General features: G+C 70.3%; 17 protein-coding genes and 2 pseudogenes. 13 read left to right on the top strand and 6 right to left on the bottom strand.

The window, feature by feature from the left end; translation table 11 throughout:
• Positions 1-136: 136 nt before the first annotated feature.
• The 3 genes from AC0699_RS37345 (at position 137) to AC0699_RS37335 (ending at position 5,110) form a co-directional block, all read left to right on the top strand.
• A complete protein-coding gene (locus tag AC0699_RS37345; protein WP_385412902.1) occupies positions 137-760 on the top strand; it encodes a GntR family transcriptional regulator in 624 nt (207 codons plus the stop codon).
• Positions 761-1,073: 313 nt separating this feature from the next.
• Positions 1,074-3,770, top strand: a complete 2,697-nt coding sequence (aceE, locus tag AC0699_RS37340) for a pyruvate dehydrogenase (acetyl-transferring), homodimeric type (protein ID WP_478670085.1) — start codon at positions 1,074-1,076, stop codon at positions 3,768-3,770.
• 371 nt (positions 3,771-4,141) lie between these two features.
• Positions 4,142-5,110, top strand: a complete 969-nt coding sequence (locus AC0699_RS37335; protein ID WP_478670081.1) for a helix-turn-helix transcriptional regulator — start codon at positions 4,142-4,144, stop codon at positions 5,108-5,110.
• Here the strand turns inward: AC0699_RS37335 and AC0699_RS37330 are convergent.
• Complete coding sequence (locus AC0699_RS37330; RefSeq protein ID WP_478670078.1) at positions 5,101-6,021, bottom strand: SDR family oxidoreductase; 921 nt, start codon at positions 6,019-6,021, stop codon at positions 5,101-5,103. The genes AC0699_RS37335 and AC0699_RS37330 overlap by 10 nt on opposite strands.
• Positions 6,022-6,131: 110 nt before the next feature.
• Here AC0699_RS37330 and AC0699_RS37325 point away from each other — a divergent pair, with 110 nt between their 5' ends.
• Positions 6,132-6,650 carry a DUF4240 domain-containing protein gene (locus tag AC0699_RS37325; protein WP_478670091.1) on the top strand — a complete coding sequence of 173 codons (519 nt, stop codon included), beginning with the start codon at positions 6,132-6,134 and terminating at the stop codon, positions 6,648-6,650.
• Positions 6,651-6,753: 103 nt separating this feature from the next.
• On the opposite strand, the pseudogene AC0699_RS37320 reads toward AC0699_RS37325, so the two are convergent.
• Positions 6,754-6,942, bottom strand: a pseudogene (locus AC0699_RS37320) (short-chain dehydrogenase); the annotation flags it as partial.
• 28 nt (positions 6,943-6,970) lie between these two features.
• Positions 6,971-7,480 (bottom strand): N-acetyltransferase family protein, encoded by a 510-nt coding sequence (locus tag AC0699_RS37315; protein WP_478670074.1) that lies wholly within the window; start codon positions 7,478-7,480, stop codon positions 6,971-6,973.
• Between the two features lie 26 nt (positions 7,481-7,506).
• Here AC0699_RS37315 and AC0699_RS37310 point away from each other — a divergent pair, with 26 nt between their 5' ends.
• Complete coding sequence (locus tag AC0699_RS37310) at positions 7,507-8,409, top strand: TIGR01777 family oxidoreductase (RefSeq protein ID WP_478670069.1); 903 nt, start codon at positions 7,507-7,509, stop codon at positions 8,407-8,409.
• A gap of 404 nt (positions 8,410-8,813) precedes the next feature.
• Positions 8,814-10,133, top strand: a pseudogene (locus AC0699_RS37305) (NAD(P)/FAD-dependent oxidoreductase); the annotation flags it as partial.
• Positions 10,134-10,298: 165 nt separating this feature from the next.
• Here AC0699_RS37305 and AC0699_RS37300 read toward each other — a convergent pair.
• The gene (locus AC0699_RS37300; protein ID WP_478670066.1) at positions 10,299-11,747 is read right to left on the bottom strand and encodes a regulator; all 1,449 of its coding nucleotides are present in this window, start codon (positions 11,745-11,747) and stop codon (positions 10,299-10,301) included.
• A gap of 282 nt (positions 11,748-12,029) precedes the next feature.
• On the opposite strand from AC0699_RS37300, the gene lipB reads away from it, so the two are divergent.
• From lipB to AC0699_RS37280, 4 genes are all read left to right on the top strand, one after another.
• Positions 12,030-12,860, top strand: coding sequence for a lipoyl(octanoyl) transferase LipB (gene lipB / locus AC0699_RS37295; protein ID WP_478670062.1), 831 nt, complete (start codon positions 12,030-12,032; stop codon positions 12,858-12,860).
• A 103-nt stretch (positions 12,861-12,963) separates the two neighbouring features.
• Complete coding sequence (lipA, locus tag AC0699_RS37290) at positions 12,964-13,929, top strand: lipoyl synthase (RefSeq protein WP_478670059.1); 966 nt, start codon at positions 12,964-12,966, stop codon at positions 13,927-13,929.
• 231 nt (positions 13,930-14,160) lie between these two features.
• A complete protein-coding gene (locus AC0699_RS37285) occupies positions 14,161-14,364 on the top strand; it encodes an SCO2195 family GlnR-regulated protein (RefSeq protein WP_453662873.1) in 204 nt (67 codons plus the stop codon).
• An 18-nt stretch (positions 14,365-14,382) separates the two neighbouring features.
• The gene (locus AC0699_RS37280) at positions 14,383-15,084 is read left to right on the top strand and encodes a DUF4191 domain-containing protein (RefSeq protein WP_478670055.1); all 702 of its coding nucleotides are present in this window, start codon (positions 14,383-14,385) and stop codon (positions 15,082-15,084) included.
• Between the two features lie 152 nt (positions 15,085-15,236).
• Here the strand turns inward: AC0699_RS37280 and AC0699_RS37275 are convergent, their stop codons facing one another.
• Entirely contained in the window at positions 15,237-15,704 is a 468-nt protein-coding gene (locus AC0699_RS37275; RefSeq protein ID WP_478670052.1) for an RDD family protein, read from the bottom strand.
• Positions 15,705-15,926: 222 nt separating this feature from the next.
• Between AC0699_RS37275 and glnA the strand changes: the two genes are divergently transcribed.
• Complete coding sequence (gene glnA / locus AC0699_RS37270) at positions 15,927-17,336, top strand: type I glutamate--ammonia ligase (RefSeq protein ID WP_478670050.1); 1,410 nt, start codon at positions 15,927-15,929, stop codon at positions 17,334-17,336.
• Between the two features lie 1,288 nt (positions 17,337-18,624).
• Here the strand turns inward: glnA and AC0699_RS37265 are convergent.
• A complete protein-coding gene (locus tag AC0699_RS37265; protein WP_478670047.1) occupies positions 18,625-19,341 on the bottom strand; it encodes an SDR family oxidoreductase in 717 nt (238 codons plus the stop codon).
• Positions 19,342-19,484: 143 nt separating this feature from the next.
• Between AC0699_RS37265 and AC0699_RS37260 the strand changes: the two genes are divergently transcribed.
• Both AC0699_RS37260 and AC0699_RS37255 read left to right on the top strand, forming a co-directional pair.
• Entirely contained in the window at positions 19,485-20,432 is a 948-nt protein-coding gene (locus AC0699_RS37260) for an AraC family transcriptional regulator (protein ID WP_478670044.1), read from the top strand.
• Positions 20,433-20,739: 307 nt separating this feature from the next.
• Complete coding sequence (locus tag AC0699_RS37255; protein WP_478670041.1) at positions 20,740-22,008, top strand: IS701 family transposase; 1,269 nt, start codon at positions 20,740-20,742, stop codon at positions 22,006-22,008.
• Positions 22,009-22,125 lie beyond the last annotated feature (117 nt).

Genomic DNA, 22,125 nt, shown 5'->3' with positions numbered 1-22,125 from the left:
CCCCCCCCCCCCCCCCCCCCCCCCCCCCCCCCCCCCCCCCCCCCCCCCCCCCCCCCCCCCCCCCCCCCCCCCCCCCCCCCCCCCCCCCCCCGCCGCCGTATTGTCTAGGGGTCTTCTCTTCTTGAAGGAGCGGTCCATGACCATGCCCGTCGTCCACTCGCTGCGCGATCAGATCCGCGAGCACATCGTGGAGGGCATCGTCAGCGGCCGCTGGAAGCCGGGCGAGCGGATCGTCGAGCGACGCATCGCGACGGAGCTGGCGGTGAGCCAGACGCCCGTACGGGAGGCGCTGCGCGAGCTGGAGTCCCTGCGGCTCATCGAGTCGGCGCCCAACAAGGGCGTACGGGTACGGAATCTGACGGCGGCCGACCTTGAGGAGAGCTATCCGGTCCGGGCCGGCCTGGAGCAGATCGCGGCGGAGCTGGCCGCGGAGCGGCTGGCGGCGGACTGCTCGGCGCTGGAGCCGCATGTGGCGGCGCTCTACGAGGCGGACCGGGCGGCGGACGGCACGGCGCAGGTGCGGCACACGGTGGCCTTTCACCGGGAGTTGGTGAAGGCGGCGGGCAACGGGGTGCTGCTGCACACGTGGGAGGGCCTCGGGATCGAGGTCTTCACGGCGCTGTCGATCCGGTGGCTGGGGACGAAGCAGAAGTCGTACGCGGAGGAGCACGAGGAGCTGGTGGCGGCCTTCCGCCGCCGGGACCCGCAGATCGGCGCGCTGGTCAAGGCCCACGTCCTGGGCTGCGCGCCCCGCGCCTGACCCTCCGGCTCGGGGCACCGGCGCTGCCGCGTTTCCGGGCGCGCCCGGTACCGTCAGGCGGGCCCGACGTGTCCGCCGGGCGCGGCCCGGTGCCGTGCGGGCAGAGCACCGCAAACAAAAAACCCGGCACCGCGTGCCCAGATTCGCGGCACCCTGTGCCGACTTTCTCGATCTGAAGAAGTTTTTCCCTTCACGCTTTGATCGATCATCGATCGTCGGCTTACAGTCGACGACGGACTCACCAGTCCACGGCCCCGTCCTGCCAGACAAGGCCCCCTTTCTCCACCCCCCTCCTCTCCGGAAGGCGGCGATCATGACCGACCCCGTAGGCAGCAAGCTTCCGCTTCCGAGCGAGCTCGACCAGCTCCCGGACCGTGACACCGAGGAGACCGCCGAATGGGCGGCCTCTCTCGACGCCGTCACCAAGGCTGCCGGCCCGCACCGCGCCGCGTACCTGATGCGCCGCACCCTCCAGCACGCCGAGGGTGTCGCCGGGCTCGACCTGCCCAAGCTGCTGGAGACGGACTACGTCAACACCATCCCCACCGCCGCCGAGCCCGCCCAGGCCGCCGGCGACGAGGAGATGGAGCGCCGGATCACCGCCTGGAACCGGTGGAACGCTGCCGCGATGGTCACCCGCGGCTCCAAGTACGGCGTCGGCGGCCACATCGCCACCTTCGCCTCCGCGGCCTGGCTCTACGAGACCGGCTTCAACCACTTCTTCCGCGGGAAGGAGGCCGACGGCTCCGGCGACCAGCTCTACATCCAGGGCCACGCATCGCCCGGCATCTATGCCCGCGCCTTCCTCGACGGCCGCCTCACCGAGGCCCACCTGGACAAGTTCCGCCAGGAGTCCGGCGGCGACGGCCTCCCGTCGTACCCGCATCCGCGCCGGCTGCCCTGGCTGTGGGAGTTCCCGACGGTCTCGATGGGCCTCGGCCCGCTCTCCGCGATCTACCAGGCGCGCTTCAACCGCTATCTGACGAACCGCGGCATCAAGGACGTCTCCGCGTCCCACGTCTGGGCGTTCCTCGGCGACGGCGAGATGGACGAGCCCGAGTCCACCGCGGCACTCGCGCTCGCGAGCCGCGAGGGCCTGGACAACCTGACCTTCGTCATCAACTGCAACCTGCAGCGCCTCGACGGCCCGGTCCGTGCCAACTTCAAGATCGTGCAGGAGCTGGAGGCCCAGTTCCGCGGCGCCGGCTGGAACGTCGTGAAGACGCTGTGGGGCAACGCCTGGGACGAGCTGTTCCAGCTCGACACCACCGGCGCGCTCGTCCGCCGTCTGCGTGAGGTCCCGGACGCGCAGGTCCAGACGTACCAGACCCGCGACGCGGCCTACATCCGCCAGGACTTCTTCGGCGCGGACCCGGCGCTCGTCGAGATGGCCAAGCTGCTGTCCGACGACAAGATCCTGGAGTGCTTCCACCTCTCCCGCGGTGGCCACGAGCCGCGCAAGGTGTACGCCGCGTACAAGGCCGCCGTCGAGCACAAGGGCGCGCCGACCGTGATCCTGGCCCAGACGGTCAAGGGCTACACGCTCGGCGAGGGCTTCGCCTCCAAGAACGCCAACCACCAGATGAAGAAGCTGACGGTGGACGAGTTCAAGGACATGCGCGACCTGCTCGGGCTGCCCATCGCCGACTCGGCGTTCGCCGACGGCCAGGTGCCGTACGGCCACCCGGGCGCCGACTCCCCCGAGGTCCGCTATCTCCAGGAGCGCCGCGCGGCTCTCGGCGGCCCGGCCCCGGCCCGCCGCGTCCACCCGGTCGGCGCGCTGCCCGCGCCCGCCGAGAAGGCCTTCGCCGCCTTCGACAAGGGCTCCGGCAACCAGTCCGTGGCGACCACCATGGCCTTCGTCCGGCTGATCAAGGACCTGATCCGGGACAAGGAGACCGGTAAGCGCTGGGTCCCGATCGTCCCGGACGAGGCCCGTACCTTCGGTATGGAGTCGCTGTTCCCGTCGCTCGGCATCTACTCGCCGAAGGGGCAGACGTACGAGCCGGTCGACCGCGACCAGCTGATGTACTACCGCGAGGCCAAGGACGGCCAGATCCTCAACGAGGGCATCACCGAGGCCGGTTCGATGGCCGACTTCATCGCCGCCGCCACCGCGTACTCGACGCACGGCGAGACGATGATCCCCTTCTACATCTTCTACTCGATGTTCGGCTGGCAGCGGACCGCCGACCAGATGTGGCAGCTCGGCGACCAGCTCGGCAAGGGCTTCCTGGTCGGTGCCACGGCCGGCCGTACGACGCTGACGGGTGAGGGTCTGCAGCACGCGGACGGCCACTCGCCGGTGATCGCGGCGACGAACCCGGCGGCGCTGACGTACGACCCGGCGTTCGCGTACGAGGTCGCGGCGATCGTCAAGGACGGTCTGCGGAGGATGTACGGCGAAGCCCGCCCGGGCGAGGACTCGGACGTCTTCTACTACCTGACCGTCTACAACGAGCCGATGCCGCAGCCCGCGAAGCCGGAAGGCGTCGACGACGGCATCGTCCGCGGTCTGTACCGCTTCAACACGGGCGAGGGCGCCGCGGACGACCCGCGCATCCAGCTGCTCGCCTCGGGTACGGCGATCCACTGGGCGCTGGAGGCGCAGAAGCTTCTCGCCGCCGACTGGAACGTCACGGCCGACGTCTGGTCCGCGACCTCGTGGACCGAGCTGCGGCGCGACGCGCTGGAGGCGGACGCGGCGCTGCTGCGCGGCGAGTCCCGTGTCCCGTACGTACGCCAGGCCCTTGAGGGCGCCGAGGGCCCCGTGCTCGCGGTGAGCGACTACATGCGCCAGGTCCCGGACCAGATCGCCCAGTGGGTGGAGCAGGACTGGTCCTCGCTCGGCGCGGACGGCTTCGGCCTCTCGGACACCCGTGATGCGGCCCGCCGTCACTTCGGCGTCGACGCGCAGTCGATCGTGGTCGCCGCGCTCGCCCAGCTCGCGCGGCGCGGCGAGGTCCCGGCCTCCGCGGTCAAGGACGCGCGGGAGCGGTACGGCCTGTAGGGCCTGCGCGGTGCTGTGAAGCCCCTGTCGCCTCCGGGCGGCGGGGGCTCGCGCCTGCCTCAGGACTCAGCTCGAGCCCGTCCGGCGCACACCCACCGAGCCCGTCCGGCGTTCGAGGACGGACACCCGGGCTGCCTGCTCGGTGCCGGGCACACCCAGCCCGTCCGGCGTTTTGAGGACGGACACCCCGGCCCCGCGGTCGGGAACCGTCCGCTTCCAAGCCCGTCCGGCGATTGAGGACGGACATCCTTGCCCGCGGGACGTGGGCGGCACGCTTCGGAGCCCGCCCCGCCGGACGTGGACGGCACGCTTCGGGGCCCGCCCGCAGGGCGCACCGGGGCACGCGGGGCCGGCCCCGGGACAATGACCCCATGCGCGCTGCCCGCCTCATCAAGATGGTTCTCCTCCTTCAGTCGCGGCCCTCCATGACCGCCGCCGAACTCGCCGAAGAGCTCGAAGTCTCCGAGCGGACCATCACCCGGGACGCGCTCGCGCTGTCGGAGGCAGGGGTTCCGGTGTACGCGGACCGTGGGCGGGCCGGGGGCTACCGGCTGATCGGGGGGTACCGGACGCGGCTGACCGGGCTGGCCCGAAGCGAGGCCGAGGCGTTGTTCCTGTCCGGGCTGCCGGGGGCGTTGCGGGAGATGGGACTTGAGGACGCGGCATCCGCGGCCCGGCTGAAGGTGTCCGCCGCACTGCTGCCGTCGCTGAGTGACGCGTCACGGTCGGCCGCGCAGCGCTTCCATCTGGACGCGCCCGGCTGGTACCAGGAGCCGGAGACCCCCGAGTTGCTGCCCACCATCGCGGAGGCGGTGTGGGAGGACCGGCTCGTCGACGCGCGCTACCGGGACGCCGAGCGGCAGCTGGAGCCGTACGGCCTCGTCCTGAAGGCCGGGGTCTGGTACCTGTGCGCCCGGGCCGACGGCACGGCGTTCCGGGTCTACCGGATCGACCGGTTCACCGCCGTCGCCCTCTCCGAGAACCGTTTCGAACGGGACGAGTCCTTCGATCTGCCCGCCTTCTGGGAGGAGCGCGCGGCGCAGTTCGCCCGCTCGATCCTGCGCTCCGGGATCGTCGTCCGGCTCTCACCCGACGGCGCCCGGCGGCTCCCGTACATCACGGACCGCGCCGCCACCCGCGAGGCACTGGATGCCGCTGGGCCGCCGGACGAGCAGGGCTGGGTCACCATCACCCTTCCGGTCGAGTCGGAGGAGGTGGCCTTCGGTCAGCTCCTCGGCCTCGGGCCGGAGTTGGAGGTGCTGGAGCCGGCCGGCCTCCGCAGGCGGTTCGCGGAGGCGGCGGCCCGTATGCGCGCGCTGTACCCGGAAGCTCAGCGGTAGTCGTCCACCGGCGCGTCCTTGCCGCCGTAGACGACCTCCTCGAAGTACCGCCAGGCGTCGGGCCGGCTGCCGTCCGCGTCCGTGAATCCGTACTCCTTCGCGAGCTGTCCGCTGGAGAGCGACCGGCCGTTCCACCTGGCCCGGTCGGGGTCACCGGCGAGGGCGGCCACCGCCCGGCCGATATAGAGGGGCGATTCGGCGATCGCGAAGTGCGGCTGCTTGGCGATGGCGTCCCGCCAGTTCTCCTCGCGTACGCCGAAGATCTCCAGCATCTGCTCGGAGCGGAGGAAGCCGGGGGTGACGCAGACGGCCGTGCCGCCGACGCTCTTGAGGTCCTCACCGAGCGCGAAGGCCATCCGGATCGGGGCGTACTTGGTGAGGTCGTAGTAGAAGTTCTCGCGGAAGCGCCGGTTCGACTCGGCCGTGCCGTCGGTGACCTCGACGACCAGCCCGCCCGGGTTGCGGACCAGCAGCGGCAGGGCGCAGCTGCTGGTGATGATGTGGCTGCGGACGCCGAGCTCCAGCATCCGCAGCCCGCCCTGCAGGTCCGTGTCCCACATCTTCGTGTTCCAGACGATGAGGTGCTCGCCGCCCCAGATGTCGTTGACGAGGATGTCCAGGCGGCCGTGGTCCCGGTCGATGCGCGCGACCAGGGCACGGACCTGGTCCACATCGAGATGGTCGGTGGGGACGGCGATGCCCTCGCCACCCGCCTCGGTGACGAGTTCCGCCGTCTGCTCGATCATCTCCGTGGCCCTCCCGACCTCGCTGGTGTGTTCCCTCGTCGTACGGCCGGTCACATAGACCGTCGCGCCCGCCGCGCCCAGCTGTACGGCGATGGCGCGGCCCGCGCCCCGTGTCGCGCCCGCGACCAGCGCGATCTTCCCCTGCAGTGCTGTGTCGGTCGTCATGGTGCAACGCTTCCAGGAAAATCCGACATCCTCTGTCCACATTTCCGAAAGGCAGCATTTCGGCGTCTCCACGTGCGCCACTCTCCGCAAACCCCGATGCTTGTCCCGTGATGGACGAGACGGAGTTCTGGGAGATCATCGACAGCACCCGGGTGGCCGCCGAGGGCGACCCCGAGGACCATGCCGAGCTGCTCGTCGAGCGGCTGCTGCAACTCGATCCCGACTCCGTCCTGGACTTCGCCCGGCATTTCGAGGCGCGCTACAACCGCGCGTACCGCTGGGATCTCTGGGGCGCGGCCGCCGTGCTGCTCGGTGGCGCGAGCGACGACGCGTTCGACTACTTCCGCTGCTGGCTGATCGGCCAGGGGCGGGAGGTCTTCGAGACCGCCGTGCACGACCCGGACGCCCTCGCCGATCTCCTGGACGACTTCGACGAGGAGATCGACGGAGACGGGGAGGAGCTGGGGTACGCGGCGGACGAGGCGTACGAGCAGCTCACCGGTGCGGTCGCACCCGATCTGGGGATCCCCGGGCAGGCGGCGGAGCCGGAGGGCGCGCCGTTCGACTTCGACGACGACCGCGCACTGGCGGAACGGTTCCCCGCGCTCTGGGACCGCTTCGGGATCTGACGGCACGTGCGCGTACGCATGTGTGCCCGCGTACGCATGTCTGCCCGCGTACGGATGCGTGCGCATACGCATGCGCCGCCCGTACGCATGCTGCACGTACGCGTCAGACGTGCGTACCGCCGTCGATACGGATCTCGGTGCCGGTGATGAAGGCGCCGTCCTGCGAACCGAGCATCGCGACGACGCCGGCCACGGTGTCCGGGCTCGCGAATCCCGCGCCGATGGCAGGGGCGAGTTTCATGAAGAGCGACATGTCGGCGTCCTCGGGCAGGCCGGGACCGGTGCCGCTGGCGGGATGCGGCCGTTGGCCGGCCCGGGGGTCACGGGGTGAGCGAACGCCCCATCAGTACGTCGTCGACGTACCGGCCGGCCAGGAAGAACTCGCCGGGCAGGACGCCTTCGACGGCGTAACCCTCGGATTCGTACAGCCGGCGGGCGGGTGTGTTGTGGCCGAGCACCCGCAGGGTGATCCGGGCCGCGCCCTGGCGCCGCGCCTCGGTCGCCGCGCCGCGCAGCAGCGCCCGCCCCACGCCCTGTCCGCGTGCCCAGCCGGCCACCGCGAGGCCCTGGATCTGCCGCACATGCGCGTTGCAGGCGAGCGAGGTGGGGGCGCCGAGGCGGATGTATCCCGCGATCCTGCCGTCCTGTGCCTCCGCGACGAGATGGCCGTGGGGCGGACGGGTGTCGTCGAAGAACGGGTCGTACGGCGGCAGCGGACGCGGCTGCACGGAGTGCAGGGTGGACCAGGTGGCCCTGTCGAGGTCGCCCAGCACCGCATCGTCGGAGCTGCGTGCGGGGCGTATCACGTACGGCGCGCGGGTCTCTGACATGACGATCACTGTGTCATGCGGGCAGGATGGACCGCATGCGCATTGCGGTCAGCGGCTCGAGCGGGCTCATCGGTTCAGCACTCGTACGTTCCCTGCGGGCTGAGGGCGGGCACGACGTGGTCCGGCTCGTACGGCGGGCGGCACGCGAGGCGGACGAGGTGGAGTGGGATCCCGCGCGACAGTACGTGGACGTGGCGGGGCTCATCGGCTGCGAGGCGGTCGTCCATCTGGCCGGGGCGGGGGTCGGCGACCAGCGGTGGACTGAGGCGTACAAGAAGGAGATCCGGGACAGCCGGGTCCTCGGCACCGCCGCGATCGCCGAGGCGGTGGCCTCGCTGGAGCAGCCGCCGCGGGTGCTGGTGTGCGGGTCGGCGATCGGGTACTACGGCGACACCGGTGACCGCGCGGTCGACGAGAGCGCCCCGCCCGGCGCGGGCTTCCTCCCCTTCGTGTGCGAGGAGTGGGAGGCGGCGGCGGCCCCGGCCGTGGAGGCCGGCATCCGTGTGGCCTTCGCCCGCACCGGCCTGGTGGTGGCCCGCGAGGGCGGCGCGTGGGGCCGGCTCTTCCCCATCTTCCGGGCGGGTCTGGGCGGCCGGCTCGGCAACGGGCGCCAGTTCTGGAGCTTCATCTCCCTGCACGACGAGATCGCGGCGCTCCGCCACATCGTCGACACGGAAACCCTCTCCGGCCCGGTCAACCTCACGGCCCCGGCTCCCCTCACCAACCGCGAGGTCACCGCGGCCATGGGCCGCGTCCTCCACCGCCCGACCCTCTTCACGGTCCCGCCCTTCGCCCTCCGCATCGCCCTCGGCGAATTCGCCGGGGACGTCCTCGGCAGCCAGCGCGTCCTCCCCAAGAAGCTCCTCGACTCGGGCTTCACCTTCGCCCACCCCTCGATCGACGCGGCGATCCGAGCGGCCCTCGACTGAGCCCGGGCCGCGAGCCCGGGGGCTTCCGCCCGGGGCCAGGCCCTGTCCGGTGGATCAGGCTGGATCAGCGAGCGCCCGCCGCGAAGCGGCTGATGTCACTGATGCGGCTTCGGATCCAAGGCGGAGGATGGGGGTCCCCCCGCCGAAGGCAGGGGGAGCGTCATGGCGGAGCCATGCCGACTGACGACAACGCAGGAGACGGAGTCGCAGGGCGTCGCGAGCCCAGCAAGATCCGCCGGACAGGCCGTGAGCGCGCCGCGTGCGACCCCGTGCCACAGGGCGCCCCGCCGCGCGCGAGTGGCACGGCGTGGCGAGGTTTCTACGCTCGATCCGAACTTCGGCATTCCGGTGGCCGGTTGGGGGCATGAGGACTCCACACCAGCCGCGCCGACCTCGGGGAGGGGCACGTGCTCAGCAGCGCACGCCACGCGGACGTCGTCATCGTCGGAGCCGGGGTCGCCGGGCTTGCGGCGGCTCATCGGCTGACCCGAGCGGGGGTCACGGTCACCGTGCTGGAGGCCGCCCCCAGGGTCGGCGGCCGGATGACCACGGAACTCGTCGACGGGTTCCGGCTGGACCGGATCGGGCAGTTGCTCAACACGGCGTACCCGGACCTCCGCCGTACCCCCGCCCTGGCCCAGCTGTCCTTGCGCCATTTCTCACCCGGTGTACTCGTGCACAGCGACGGCCGCCACCACCGTGTCGGCGAGGCTCGCAGCGCACGGAGCGCAAGGGGCGCACTCACTGCTGCACGCGCTCTCGCGAGCGCCCCCCGCACGCCCCTGGGCGGGGCCTTCGACCAGGCCCGCCTCGCCGCCGCGCTCGGCCGGCTCGCCGCCACCCCGCCCCGCCGTCTGCTGGCCCGCCGTGAACAGCCAACCCTGGACGCCCTGTTCACCCGCGGACTGCCCCCTCGTACCGTCAATGCCTTCCTCCGCCCGCTCCTCTCCGCCCTCCTCGGCGACCCGGAACTCACCACCTCCAGCCGCTGCTCCGACCTCGTCCTGCGCGGCTTCGCCCGGGGCAGGCTCTGCGTCCCGGCAGGCGGCGCCGCCACCCTTCCCGAGCTGCTCGCGGACACCCTTCCGCCCGGGACCGTCCACACCGGTGTGCGCGTCACGGACGCCTCGATCAGCTCCGTCACCACCGAGGAGCACGGCACGGTCACCTGCCGCTCCCTCCTCCTCGCCACCGGCGCCCGCGCTGCCGCCACGCTCCTCCCCGGCCTGCACGTTCCGGCCTTCCACCCCGTGACGGTCCTTCATCACACCGCCCCCGCCGCACCGCTGACCGAGCCTGCGCTGCTGCTGGACGCCGACCGCTCCGGCCCGGTGGCGCACACCGCGGTGATGAGCGAGGTCGACCCGTCCCGCGCCCCGGACGGCCGCGCCCTGATCACCTCCACCGTCCTCGGCCGCCCGCCCGCCGACCTCGACCGCCGCGTACGCGGGCAACTCGCCACGCTGTACGGCACATCCACCGGAGACTGGGAGCTGCTCGGGCTCCATCACGACCCGGAGGCGGTTCCCGCCATGCCGCCGCCGCACGATCCGCGCCGCCCGGTGCGGTTGCTCTGCGGGCTCTACGTCTGCGGCGACCACCGCGACACGAGCACCGTCCAGGGCGCCCTGTTCTCCGGCCGCAGGGCCGCGCACGCGATCCTGCGCGACTTCGGTATCCAGCCGGAGTTCGACACCGCACCCCTCAGCACAGCAGCCGCGTAAGCCGGAGCAGCAACCGCACAGGCCGGGACAGCAGCCGGGACGGCAGTCAGGCAGACCGACACGCCCGGCCACCCACCAAGCCCGTCCGGCGCTCGAGGACGGGCACCCGGGCCCACCCGACGTGGAGCGTCGCGCTCACCGAACCCGCCCCCGCGGAGCGGCCCGTCAGCCGATCGCCGTGACGCGGTCCCGGTACGTACGTACCGCGGCCGCGTCACGGTACGGCTCCAACCGCCGCTCGAAGTCCCGCACATACTCGATCGCACGAGCCGACCGCATCTCCGACGCCTGCTGCGCCGCCTCCGCCCCCAGCCCGCACGCCTGGTCCAGCTCCCCCAGCCCCAGCCGGGCCGTCGCCAGGACCACCCGGCAGAAGAGCCGGCTGCGGGCGAACGCGGGGGCGCGCAGCTGGAGCGAGCGCTCCGCGTGCTGCACGGCCGCCCGGTACTGCTGCAGATCGCGGTGGCAGTGCGCGAACTCGTCGGCAAGCTGCGCCTCGTCGAAGAAGCGCGCCCAGTGCGGAACGTCGTCACCGGGCCGTGCCGTCTCCAGCGCCCGCTCGGCCCGTACGAGCGAGGCCGTGCAGGCCCGGATCTCGCCGAGCACTCCGTGGCCGCGTGCCTCGACCGCGTGGAGCAGTGCCTGGACGACGGGCGGGGCGGAGGAGCCGACGCCCTGCTGGGCGACCCGGGTCAGCTGGACGGCCTCACGTCCGTGTCCCAGATAGACCGCCTGCCGGGCCATGGTGACCAGCACGTACGACCCGTACGCACGGTCGCCCGCGGCCTGGGCCAGGCGCAGCGCCTGGACGAAGTACCGCTGGGCGAGGCCGTGGGCGGCGATGTCGTACGAGGTCCAGCCCGCCAGCCGGGTCAGGTCGGCGGCGGCCGCGAACAGCCGCCGCCCGGTGGTCTCCCCGTACGCGCCGCGCAGCATCGGCTCGGCCTCGTGCTCCAGATAGCGGACGAGGGCCTGCCGGGCGTGCCCGCCGCCGTACGCGTGGTCGAGGGTCCGGAACAGTTCGCCCACCGAGCGCAGGGCCGCGATGTCGCCGGAGGTGACCTTCTGGCCCGGGCTGCGGTCGGTCCCGCGCTGTCGCGGCACGGAGGGGCGGCCCTGCGCGGGCACCCGGGCCGCCGTGCCGTTGTGTGCGGGCTCCCCGCGGCCCACCCGCTCGTCGGCCCGGCCGATCAGCCAGTCCCGGCTCGGTACGACGAGCCCGGCCGGGGTGAACGCGATCTTCCGCAGTTCGGCGTGGCTGCCGGAGTCCTTGCGCCACAGCCCGCTGACGATGTCCACGGCTTCCTCGGGCGTGGCCGCGAACTCCAGCCCCGCGTAGACCGGTGCACACGCGTCGAGCCCCAGGTCCTGTGCGGACAGCCGCCGGCCGAGCCGCCGGGTGAAGACCTCGGCGATCAGGGCGGGGGTCGTGCCGCGCGGCTGCTGCCCGCGCAGCCACCGGGTCACCGAGGTCTTGTCGTACCGCAGGTCGAGGCCGTGCTCCAGGCCCAGCTGGTCCACCCGGCGGGCGAGCCCTGCGTTGGAGAATCCGGCTTCTGCGATGAGTGCGGCGAGCTGGCGGTTGGGGATGCGCTGCGGGGGTCGTTCCGTCATCAGCTGTGCGGTCTCCTGCCTTCCGGGCCCGGGTGCAGCCCATGGGGGTACCTCCTGGGGGCGCCCCCAGGCGTCAGCTCTGGGGGAGAAGCTCTGGGGGAGGAACGGCGCGAATTTAGCGGCCCATACCGGCCCAACCGCCACCTTCGCCGCGCATTCATCCGATCGTGTGAGGATTGAGGGCGGCGCTGACGGGTCCGGCCCGGGGCGCCGCGCGGCCCGGGCCGTAGAGTGACCGGGGGCGCGATGAGTGCACCGTGAAAGCTTTAGGGAGGCACAACGGTGAGCGAGCTGCGATTTGTCCATCTGGGCTTCGGCGACGACGCGGTCGAGTACCAGGCGGCCTGGGACGAGCAGCGCCGTGTGCACGCGGCCCGGTTCGCCGGCGAGATCCCGGACACCTGCCTGCTGCTGGAGCACCTGCCCGTCTACACGGCGGGCCGGCGCACGGAGGACAGCGAGCGCCCGCTGGACGGCACCCCCGTCATCGACGTCGACCGGGGCGGCAAGATCACCTGGCACGGCCCCGGCCAGCTCGTCGGCTACCCGATCATGCAGCTGCCCCGCCCGGTGGACGTCGTCGCCCACGTCCGCCGTCTGGAGGAGGCCCTGATCCGCACGTGCGCGGAGTTCGGCGTGGAGACCACCCGGGTCGAGGGCCGCAGCGGCGTCTGGGTCCTGGGGGACCCGGTGGAGCAGCGCCCGGCGCTCGGAGGGCTCTCGCTGGACTTCGACCCGCGACTGCACGACGAGGAGTTCGACGCGCGCCTGAACGGCCCGGAGTACGCCCCGTCCAACGCCGGCCAGCGCCGCGAGGACCGCAAGCTCGCCGCCATCGGCATCCGGGTCGCGAAGGGCGTGACGATGCACGGCTTCGCGCTGAACGTGAACCCGGACAACACCTGGTTCGACCGGATCGTGCCGTGCGGCATCCGCGACGCGGGCGTGGCGTCGCTCGCGAACGAGCTGGGCCGGGACGTGACGATCGCGGAGGTCCTGCCGGTGATCGAGAGGCATCTGCGTGCGGTACTGGAGAACGCGGACCTGAAGCCGCGGGAGATCGAGCCCGAGCCCGCGCGCGAGCCCGAGCCGGCCCCGGTGCCGGCCGCCTGAGGAATGCCTCCCTCTGGCCAGAGGTTGGCCACGGGTGAAGGCATCGCAATCAACGGGCGTACCCTGGTGTCCGCCGAAGAATCGAAGTGGTAGGGAGCCGGTCGTGTCCGCTGTCGCACCCGACGGACGCAAGATGCTGCGTCTGGAGGTCCGGAACAGCCAGACCCCCATCGAGCGCAAGCCCGAGTGGATCAAGACCCGGGCGAAAATGGGCCCCGAGTACAACCAGCTGCAGAAGCTCGTGAAGAGCGAGGGTCTGCACACGGTCTGCCAGGAGGCCGGCTGTCCGAACATCTTCGAGTGCTGGGAGGACCGCGAGGCGACCTTCCTCATCGGCGGTGACCAGTGCACCCGGCGCTGTGACTTCTGCCAGATCGACACGGGCAAGCCGCAGGCGCTCGACCGTGACGAGCCCCGCCGTGTGGGCGAGTCGGTCGTCACGATGGACCTGAACTACGCCACGATCACCGGCGTCGCCCGCGACGACCTGGAGGACGGCGGCGCCTGGCTGTACGCGGAGACCGTGCGCCAGATCCACGCACAGACGGCGGAGCGCGCGGACGGCCGGACCAAGGTCGAGCTGCTGATCCCCGACTTCAACGCGGAGCCGGACCAGCTGGCCGAGGTCTTCTCATCCCGCCCCGAGGTGCTCGCGCACAACGTGGAGACCGTGCCGCGGATCTTCAAGCGCATCCGCCCCGGCTTCCGTTACGAGCGCTCGCTGAAGGTGATCACGGAGGCTCGCGCGGCCGGCCTGGTGACCAAGTCGAACCTGATCCTTGGCATGGGCGAGACCCGCGAGGAGGTCAGCGAGGCGCTGCAGCATCTGCACGACGCGGGGTGCGAGCTGATCACGATCACGCAGTACCTGCGACCGTCGGTACGGCACCACCCCGTCGAGCGCTGGGTGAAGCCGCAGGAGTTCGTGGAGCTGCAGGAGGAGGCCGAGGAGATCGGCTTCTCCGGTGTGATGTCGGGTCCGCTGGTCCGTTCGTCGTACCGGGCGGGGCGGCTCTTCCAGCAGGCGATGCAGAAGCGGGAGGAAGCCGCGGCTGCGCAGGCCGTGTGAATTCCCGCACAAGAACTTACCGGCCGGTAATGGCCGATTCGGCGCGGCCCGTACGCTCCCCGCAGGTCGGGGGCGCGTACGGGCCGCGTCAGCGTTCGGGCCACCCGCGTAAACGTTTCATCGGTGTTTGACCGGCCAGTCACGCCCTGGTAACACCAATCAGTGACACTGGCTTCACGCACCGCACGCACCCTCCCACTCGTCACCACGCCCCCGAGGGAGACCCCCGCCATGCAGGCCGCGACTTCCGTACGCGCCAACGCCATCCCGTCCGTCACCGACGCCCTCCGGGCCCTGGAGTCCGTACTCCTGCGCGGCGGCCAGCGCACCGCCCGGCGCAACGCCTGGGCCGCGGTCCTCGAGGACCGCCGACGCGCCAAGGACCGGGTCGAGGCGCAGCATGTGCTGGAGGCCGTTGCGACCCGCTCGTCCTGAGGCACGTAAACTTCAGGCATGGCGAGGAAGGAACAGGCAGAGAGCTCTGCCGCGAACCCCGGGCGACTGAAGCAGATCGCCCTTACCTACAAGATGACCCGGCGGGCCGACTCGAAGGTCGGTCTCGTCGTCGCGGGTGTGGGAATCATCACCTTCGGTGCCTTCCTCGCGATCGGTTTCGTGATCGATCTCCCGGTCTACCTGGGCATCCTGGGCTTCCTGCTGGCCTTCCTCGCGATGGCGATCGTCTTCGGACGCCGCGCCGAGCGAGCTGCCTTCGGGCAGATGGAAGGACAGCCGGGTGCGGCTGCCGCGGTGCTCCAGAACGTGGGCAGAGGCTGGACCACGACCCCCGCGGTCGCGATGAACCGCAGCCAGGACGTCGTCCACCGGGCCGTCGGCAAGGCCGGCATCGTCCTGGTGGCCGAGGGCAACCCGAACCGGTTGAAGAGCCTGCTGGCGGCCGAGAAGAAGAAGATGGCCCGCATCGTGGTGGACGTGCCGGTGCACGACCTCATCGTCGGCAACGGCGAGGGCCAGGTGCCGCTGAAGAAGCTGCGGACCACGATGCTCAAGCTGCCGCGGGTGCTCAGCGGCCCGCAGGTGACGCAGGCGAACGAGCGGCTGCGGGCGATGGGCGACCTCATGAGCAACATGCCGCTGCCTAAGGGCCCCATGCCGAAGGGCATGCGGATGCCGCGCGGCGGAAAGATGCGCTGACACTTCCACGAGTACGGATACGCGAAGGGCGCCCCCGGCCGACCGGGGGCGCCCTTCGCGTATCCGTACTCGTGCTGCCTATCCGTCTGTCCGTACTGCGCATTCGTCCTGCGCGTTCGGACGCGAGCCCGGCAAGATCCGAACGACAGACCCTAGATGCGCACCTGAACGGCGCGGGAGAGGCGGTCGTGCAGTCCGCGCCCGTCGCGGTCCCAGATGAGGGCGGGGATCGCCAGGCAGAGCAGCACGCTCCGCACGATCACGCGGGCGACGCCCAGCCGTCCGCCGTCCTCGGCGACGACGCGGACACCGAGGATCCGCTTGCCGGGCGTGCTGCCGACGGTGCCTACGGTGAGCACGCTCAGTACGAGGAAGAGCAGCAGCGCCCAGTTGCCGGCCGCCTGCCGGTCACCGTTCGCGAACAGCCCGTATGCGATCAGCATGCACAGGGACCAGTCGATGAAGAGAGCGCCGAAACGCCGCCCGAGCGGGGCGATGGCGCCGGGGCCCTCCTTCGGGAGTCCGAGCTGCTCACCCCGGTAGCCGAAGTCGGCTCCCATGTCCTCGACCGCCGCGCGGGGGCCGGAAAGCCACGAACCGATTGCCTGCCTCTTGTCCACCCGTCCACGGTACTGTGCGCGCTTTTGATCACCCCTGCCCGGGTCCGGCCGGCGGTGGCGGGACATGATTCATCACCGGCCCGGTTAACTTCTGCGAAACAAATGAGTCATGCTGGAGAAATCCCGCCTGCCTAAGGTCGGGTCCAGCGTGTGCCACCGCACTGGCCGCACGACCGAGCTACGACCCCGTCCCTGCCCCGGGTCGGGAGTAGGAGGAGTTGGATGTTCCAGAACGCCGACGACGCCAAGAAGTACATCGCGGACAACGACGTCAAGATGGTCGACGTCCGGTTCTGCGACCTTCCCGGCGTCATGCAGCACTTCACGATTCCGGCCACGGCGTTCGACCCGTCCGAAGAGCTCGCCTTCGACGGCTCGTCGATCCGCGGCTTCCAGGCGATCCACGAGTCCGACATGGCGCTGCGCGCGGACCTGTCCACAGCGCGTCTGGACCCGTTCCGCCGTGACAAGACCCTGAACATCAACTTCTTCATCCACGACCCGATCACCGGCGAGCAGTACAGCCGTGACCCGCGGAACATCGCCAAGAAGGCCGAGGCCTACCTCGCCTCCACCGGCATCGCGGACACCGCGTACTTCGGTCCCGAGGCCGAGTTCTACGTCTTCGACAGCGTCCGCTTCGAGACGAAGTCGAACGAGGGCTTCTACCACATCGACTCCGAGGCCGGTGCCTGGAACACGGGCGCGATCGAGGACAACCGCGGTTACAAGGTCCGCTACAAGGGCGGCTACTTCCCGGCCCCGCCGGTCGACCACTTCGCCGACCTGCGCGCCGAGATCTCCCTGGAGCTGGAGAACGTCGGCATCCAGGTCGAGCGCCAGCACCACGAGGTCGGCACCGCCGGCCAGGCCGAGATCAACTACAAGTTCAACACGCTGCTCGCCGCGGCCGACGACCTGATGCTCTTCAAGTACATCGTGAAGAACGTCGCCTGGCGCAACGGCAAGACCGCGACCTTCATGCCCAAGCCGATCTTCGGTGACAACGGCTCCGGCATGCACGTCCACCAGTCCCTGTGGCAGGGCGGCTCGCCGCTCTTCTACGACGAGCAGGGCTACGCGGGCCTCTCGGACACCGCCCGCTACTACATCGGCGGCATCCTCAAGCACGCCCCGTCGCTGCTGGCCTTCACCAACCCGACGGTGAACTCGTACCACCGCCTGGTCCCGGGCTTCGAGGCCCCGGTCAACCTGGTGTACTCGCAGCGCAACCGCTCGGCCGCGATGCGTATCCCGATCACGGGCTCCAACCCGAAGGCCAAGCGCGTCGAGTTCCGCGCCCCGGACCCGTCCTCGAACCCGTACCTGGCGTTCTCCGCCCTGCTCCTCGCGGGCCTCGACGGCGTCAAGAACAAGATCGAGCCGGCCGAGCCGATCGACAAGGACCTCTACGAGCTCGCCCCCGAGGAGCACGCGGGCGTCCCGCAGGTCCCGACCTCCCTCCCGGCGGTCCTCGACGCCCTTGAGGCGGACAACGAGTACCTGCAGGCGGGCGGCGTCTTCACGTCCGACCTGATCGAGACGTGGATCGACTACAAGCGGACGAACGAGATCGCGCCGATCCAGCTGCGTCCGCACCCGCACGAGTTCGAGCTGTACTACGACATTTAGGAACGCCGCAGGTCAGAGCAAGTTCCGCTCGCCTGGGCCGTCTCTGGGCCGTCGGCCGTGTTCTTCCCTCCTCGGAAGGCACGGCCGACGGCCGTTTCTGTAGAGCTTCCAGACAGCGCCCGAACTGCCGGACGGCCAAGTTTCTGCCAGTGCGTGGCCGTAGTCTGCGGCCATGCAGCCGAGTGACTTCTTCAGGCCGGAGCAAGACCCCGCGTGGGCCATGAACGGGGAGCCTTGGTCGTCTTGGCGGCAGAGGTGTTCGATGCTGAGTTGATGTACCAGCTCAGGCAAGGACCTCCAGAAGGTGTGCCGGACCTGGAAGCAAAGCCGGAGATCGCCTTCAGTCAGGTGATTGACAACGCAATCGAGATCGTAGAACACGCGGACAAGTGTCTGGTCTACAACCGGCCGCTCACCGCGGCCGGGCTCACGTGGGGCGACCTCATAGATTGGTGGCGGGCCGAGGACCGCATGACCGACCTGGCCCAACAGGAGGTTGCAGTCTCCCTGTACGAACGGCTAAAGCAGTCCCTCGCGAGCAAGGCAGAAGAGCGTCTCTTCTACACATTCACTCGCCGCTACTGGAGCGAGGGAGGGGTCGCGCAGCCTGCAATTCTTCCCCAGGTCTATGTCCACTTCGATCCACTAACAAAGCAGCAACGTAAGATCCTCAACAAGCCACTCAGACTCGCACGAGAGCGCAAGGCATCAGACTGCCCGGACAGACTGTCCGGGCAGTCTTCATCGCCATGGATGCCGTCCACGCGGGTCCCAATGCACTCCGCTGCAGGTCGAGCGGATATGCGACGGATTGATGAACGGGGTCTTCACGGGCGGACGCCGTCTAGGGCCTGTCCGATGGGTCGGCGAGCTTGCCGTGCCTGGTCAGTTGACTGCACTGACTCAGTTGACTGGCTCGACTCAGCGAAGGCTCATCAGGGGCGGCAGCCGCGTGCCAGACGGCTAATACTCCAGTGTGACTTCGCGATCTACGGGCTGGAGGGGGCGGAGAGCCGCTGCCGGTAATGGCTGCAACGTGCCGAAGCTTGGTGGCTTCTGCGCCAGTTCGACCAGTGCAGGAGTGCGTTCAGGGCTGTGATCGGCAGGCTGAAAAGTGCGCCGATCAGGCGGCGGATCTGCGGGACGGTCAGGTCGACCGGATCCCCGCTTCGGGCCGGGCGGTTCGGATCCGCACGTCCGGTCGGCCTCGCGTCGTCGACTGCCGCGGCAAGGAACGCGTCGCGTCGGTGCGGCGTTGCTCCGTTGGCTGTTATGCGTGGCGCCTATGTCACACCAGTGCCGCGCCGCCGTCTATCGCGAGCGTGGTGCCGGTGACGTAGGCGTTGGACAAGACGAAGAGATAGGCCGCCGCGGCTTCCTCGGCCGTGCCGACACGCCGCGTGAGCAGCTCGGACCCGGCGCCCTGGAGGAAAGCCTCCGGGTCCGGGACACTGCCGTCCCACAGCTCGGTGCGGATCACACCGGGCTGGATCACGTTGACGCGCAGAGGGGCGAGTTCGACGGCGAGTGCCCGGGACAGGGCCTCGATGCCGCCGGTGATACCTGCCGTGAGCGCGGTTCCGGACAGGGGGCGGATCGCGAGGACGCCGGAGCTGAAAGTGATCGAGCCGCCGTCGCGCAGTCGCGGTGCAGCGTACTTGGCGGAGAGGAACGCGCCCCAAAACCGTCGCTCGAAGACGGCCTTGGCCTCCTGCGGGGTGGTGTCGACCAACGGCTTGATCAGCAGAGATTCGCCCGCGGTGTAGACGAGGTGGTCGAACTCCCCGACCTGCTCGAAGAACGCGGCGATGGCGTTGCCGTCGGCGACGTCCAGACGGCGGCCTTCGGCCGGCTCGCCCAACCGCTTCGTCGCAGCGTCCACGCGCTCCTGATTGCTGGAGGCGACCACGACGTCCGCGCCAGCCGCCGCGGCCTGTTGGGCTACCGCGAAGCCGATGCCGGAGGTTCCACCGATGATCACGATCTTCTTGCCAGCCAGAGACATGGGATCCATTCCTTCGTCGATGCAGTGCCGGGATTCGGCAACCGCCATGGCAAGAACGTACGCCTCCATATCGAGACGGTGAATGACTTGAGATCTCGATTCCCTGTCATATCGTCTCGCCATACAGGCACTAGAGTGGCGCTATGGACATCCTGAGCGACACCCTCGAAGTCCTGCGCACGGGACGCCCGATGGTGACTCGCACCGACGCGCACGCCCCGTGGGCCCTGAAGTTCCAACCCATCTCAGGAGCCGGATTCCACGTGGTCGTGGAAGGACACTGCCACCTGCTGCCACCGCACGGCCCGCCGCTCGCGCTCGGACCCGGCGACATCGTGTTCCTGCAGCGCGGCAGCGGACACACCCTGTGCGACGTGCCGGGCCGCGATCCGGTGGACTTCGTACCGGAGCGCGTGGACCGTTCCTCGCCGATCGGCCAGGTCACCGTGGACGGACCGGGGCCGCACACGGTGCTGGTGTGCGGCGCGTACGCGATCGACGTTGATCGCCCGCATCCGCTGTTCAGCGATCTACCGGAGGTCATCCACCTCCCCGCGGTTCCAGGCCGCCACCCGGTGCTGCGCTCAGCGGTCGATCAGCTGTGCGCCGAGTTCCACGCGCCGCAGCCGGGCTCGGACGCGGTCGTCACGGCGCTCATCGATCTGCTGCTGCTGTACATCCTCCGGTCGTGGTACGCCGAACTGCCGAAGGAGCGGACCCGGGGTTGGACGGCCGCGCTGACCGACCCGGCAGTCGCCCCGGCCCTGAAAGCGATCCACGACGATCCCGGCCATCCCTGGACCGTGGAGTCGCTGGGCACCCGCGCCGGGCTGTCCCGCGCGGCGTTCGCCCGCCGCTTCGCCTCGGTGGTCGGCGAGCCGCCGTTGACCTACCTGACCAACTGGCGGATGGCCACCGCGGCGCGGTTGCTGCACCAGTCGCCGGCCCCGCTGAGCACAATCGCGCAGCACACGGGGTACACGTCGGAGTTCGCCTTCGCCAAAGCTTTCAAACGACACTTCGGATCGCCGCCGGGGGCCTACCGCAAGCAGGTCAAGACGGCAGGCGACGAACCACGCGGATACCACTGACGGTGAGGGCCAGGACATCCCCGCAGCGGTTTGGGAAGCGGTGGTCGCTGCCGATCCCGGCCTCACGGTGGCCCCGATGTGGTGGAGCGCCGGGCGGAGCGTGTCCAAGAACCCGAGCTATGCGGTGATTGCGACGATGCACGAAGTGGCGGATGTTCTGGAGGCGAAGGTCCAGGGTGACGATGACGCCTGATGCGTGTGGCCACCGCGAGATGATCAAGGGTTTGTGTGGACTCTTGAAGAGAGTGCGGTGGCCGCGGGCCGTAGCGTAGACCCTGCTCGATGGCAGGCGTTGTTCGACCAGGCCATGGCTCGGATTGCGGGCCTGTTCGGGCGAGTGGAACCTCGGGCCGCGGCCCGCGCCTATCTGCTCGGGTTGCTGTCCGGGGCCGAGCGCAAGAACTGCTGGCAGCTGACGGAGCACGCCGGCCATGGCCGACCCGGTCCGATGCAGCGGCTGCTGCGGTGCGCCTCTTGGGACGCGGGTGCGGCACGCGACGAGGTCCGCCGCTACGTCGTGGACCATCTCGGCGCCGGTGACGGTGTTTTGATCGTGGATGAGACGGGCTTCCTGAAGAAGGGTCGTGGTTCGGCGGGTGTCCAGCGGCAGTACACCGGAACCGCCGGGCGGATCGAGAACAGCCAGGTGGGCGTCTTCCTCGCCTACGCCTCCAGTAGAGGGCGGGCGTTGATCGACCGCCGTCTCTACCTGCCCGAACACACATGGAGCCGGGACTCCGAGCGGCGCCGCAAGGCCGGAGTACCCGAGGACGTCGTTTTCACGACCAAGCCCCGTCTCGCCCTGCAGATGATCGAGCAGGCGTTGGACGCCGGAGTGACCACGTCGTGGGTGACCGGCGACGAGGCCTACGGTCAGGACCCCGGCCTGCGGGCCGGGCTGGAGGCCCGCGGGGTCGGCTACGTGCTGGCGGTGTCCTGCACGACCAGAGTGCGGATCAACCAGGGCCGCACGGCGATCCGCGGGGCCGGGGCCGCCTTTGGCCTGCCCGCCTCGGCCTGGCACCGGCAGAGCGCCGGCTCCGGGGCGAAGGGGCCCCGCTACTACGACTGGGCCTGGGTGCACATCGGCACTGACGAGCACCGCCACCTGCTGATTCGCCGCAATCCCACCACCGGCGAGCTCGCCTTCTACCTGTGTTGGTCGCCCCGGATCGTGCCGCTGTCGGAGCTCGTGCGCGTCGCCGGTACTCGCTGGTGCATCGAAGAGTGCTTCCAGGCGGCCAAGGGTCAGGTCGGCTTGGACCACTACCAGGTCCGCAACTGGACAGCCTGGCACCGGCACGTCACCCTGGCCATGCTCGCACTCGCGTTCCTTGCCGCGGCAGTCGACGACGCGAGGCCGACCGGACGTGCGGATCCGAACCGCCCGGCCCGAAGCGGAGATCCGGTCGACCTGACCGTCCCGCAGATCCGCCGCCTGATCGGCGCACTTTTCAGCCCGCCGATCACAGCCCTGAACGCACTCCTGCACTGGTCGAACTGGCGCAGAAGCCACCAAGCTTCGGCACGTCGCAGCCATTACCGGCAGCGGCTCTCCGCCCCCTCCAGCCCGTAGATCGCGAAGTCACACTGGAGTACTAATACTCCAGCCGGACTTCTGTATTTCTGCTGGTCAACGGCCTGGCGGTGGGGAGTGTAGCGGGGGTTTTGCATGGGTGGGACGGTCTTGGGC

It is taken from the genome of Streptomyces sp. NPDC043870, from assembly GCF_056435785.1.
The sequence above is the reverse complement of the archived record's forward strand: the minus strand, read 5'-3'. Positions and strand labels throughout refer to the sequence as shown.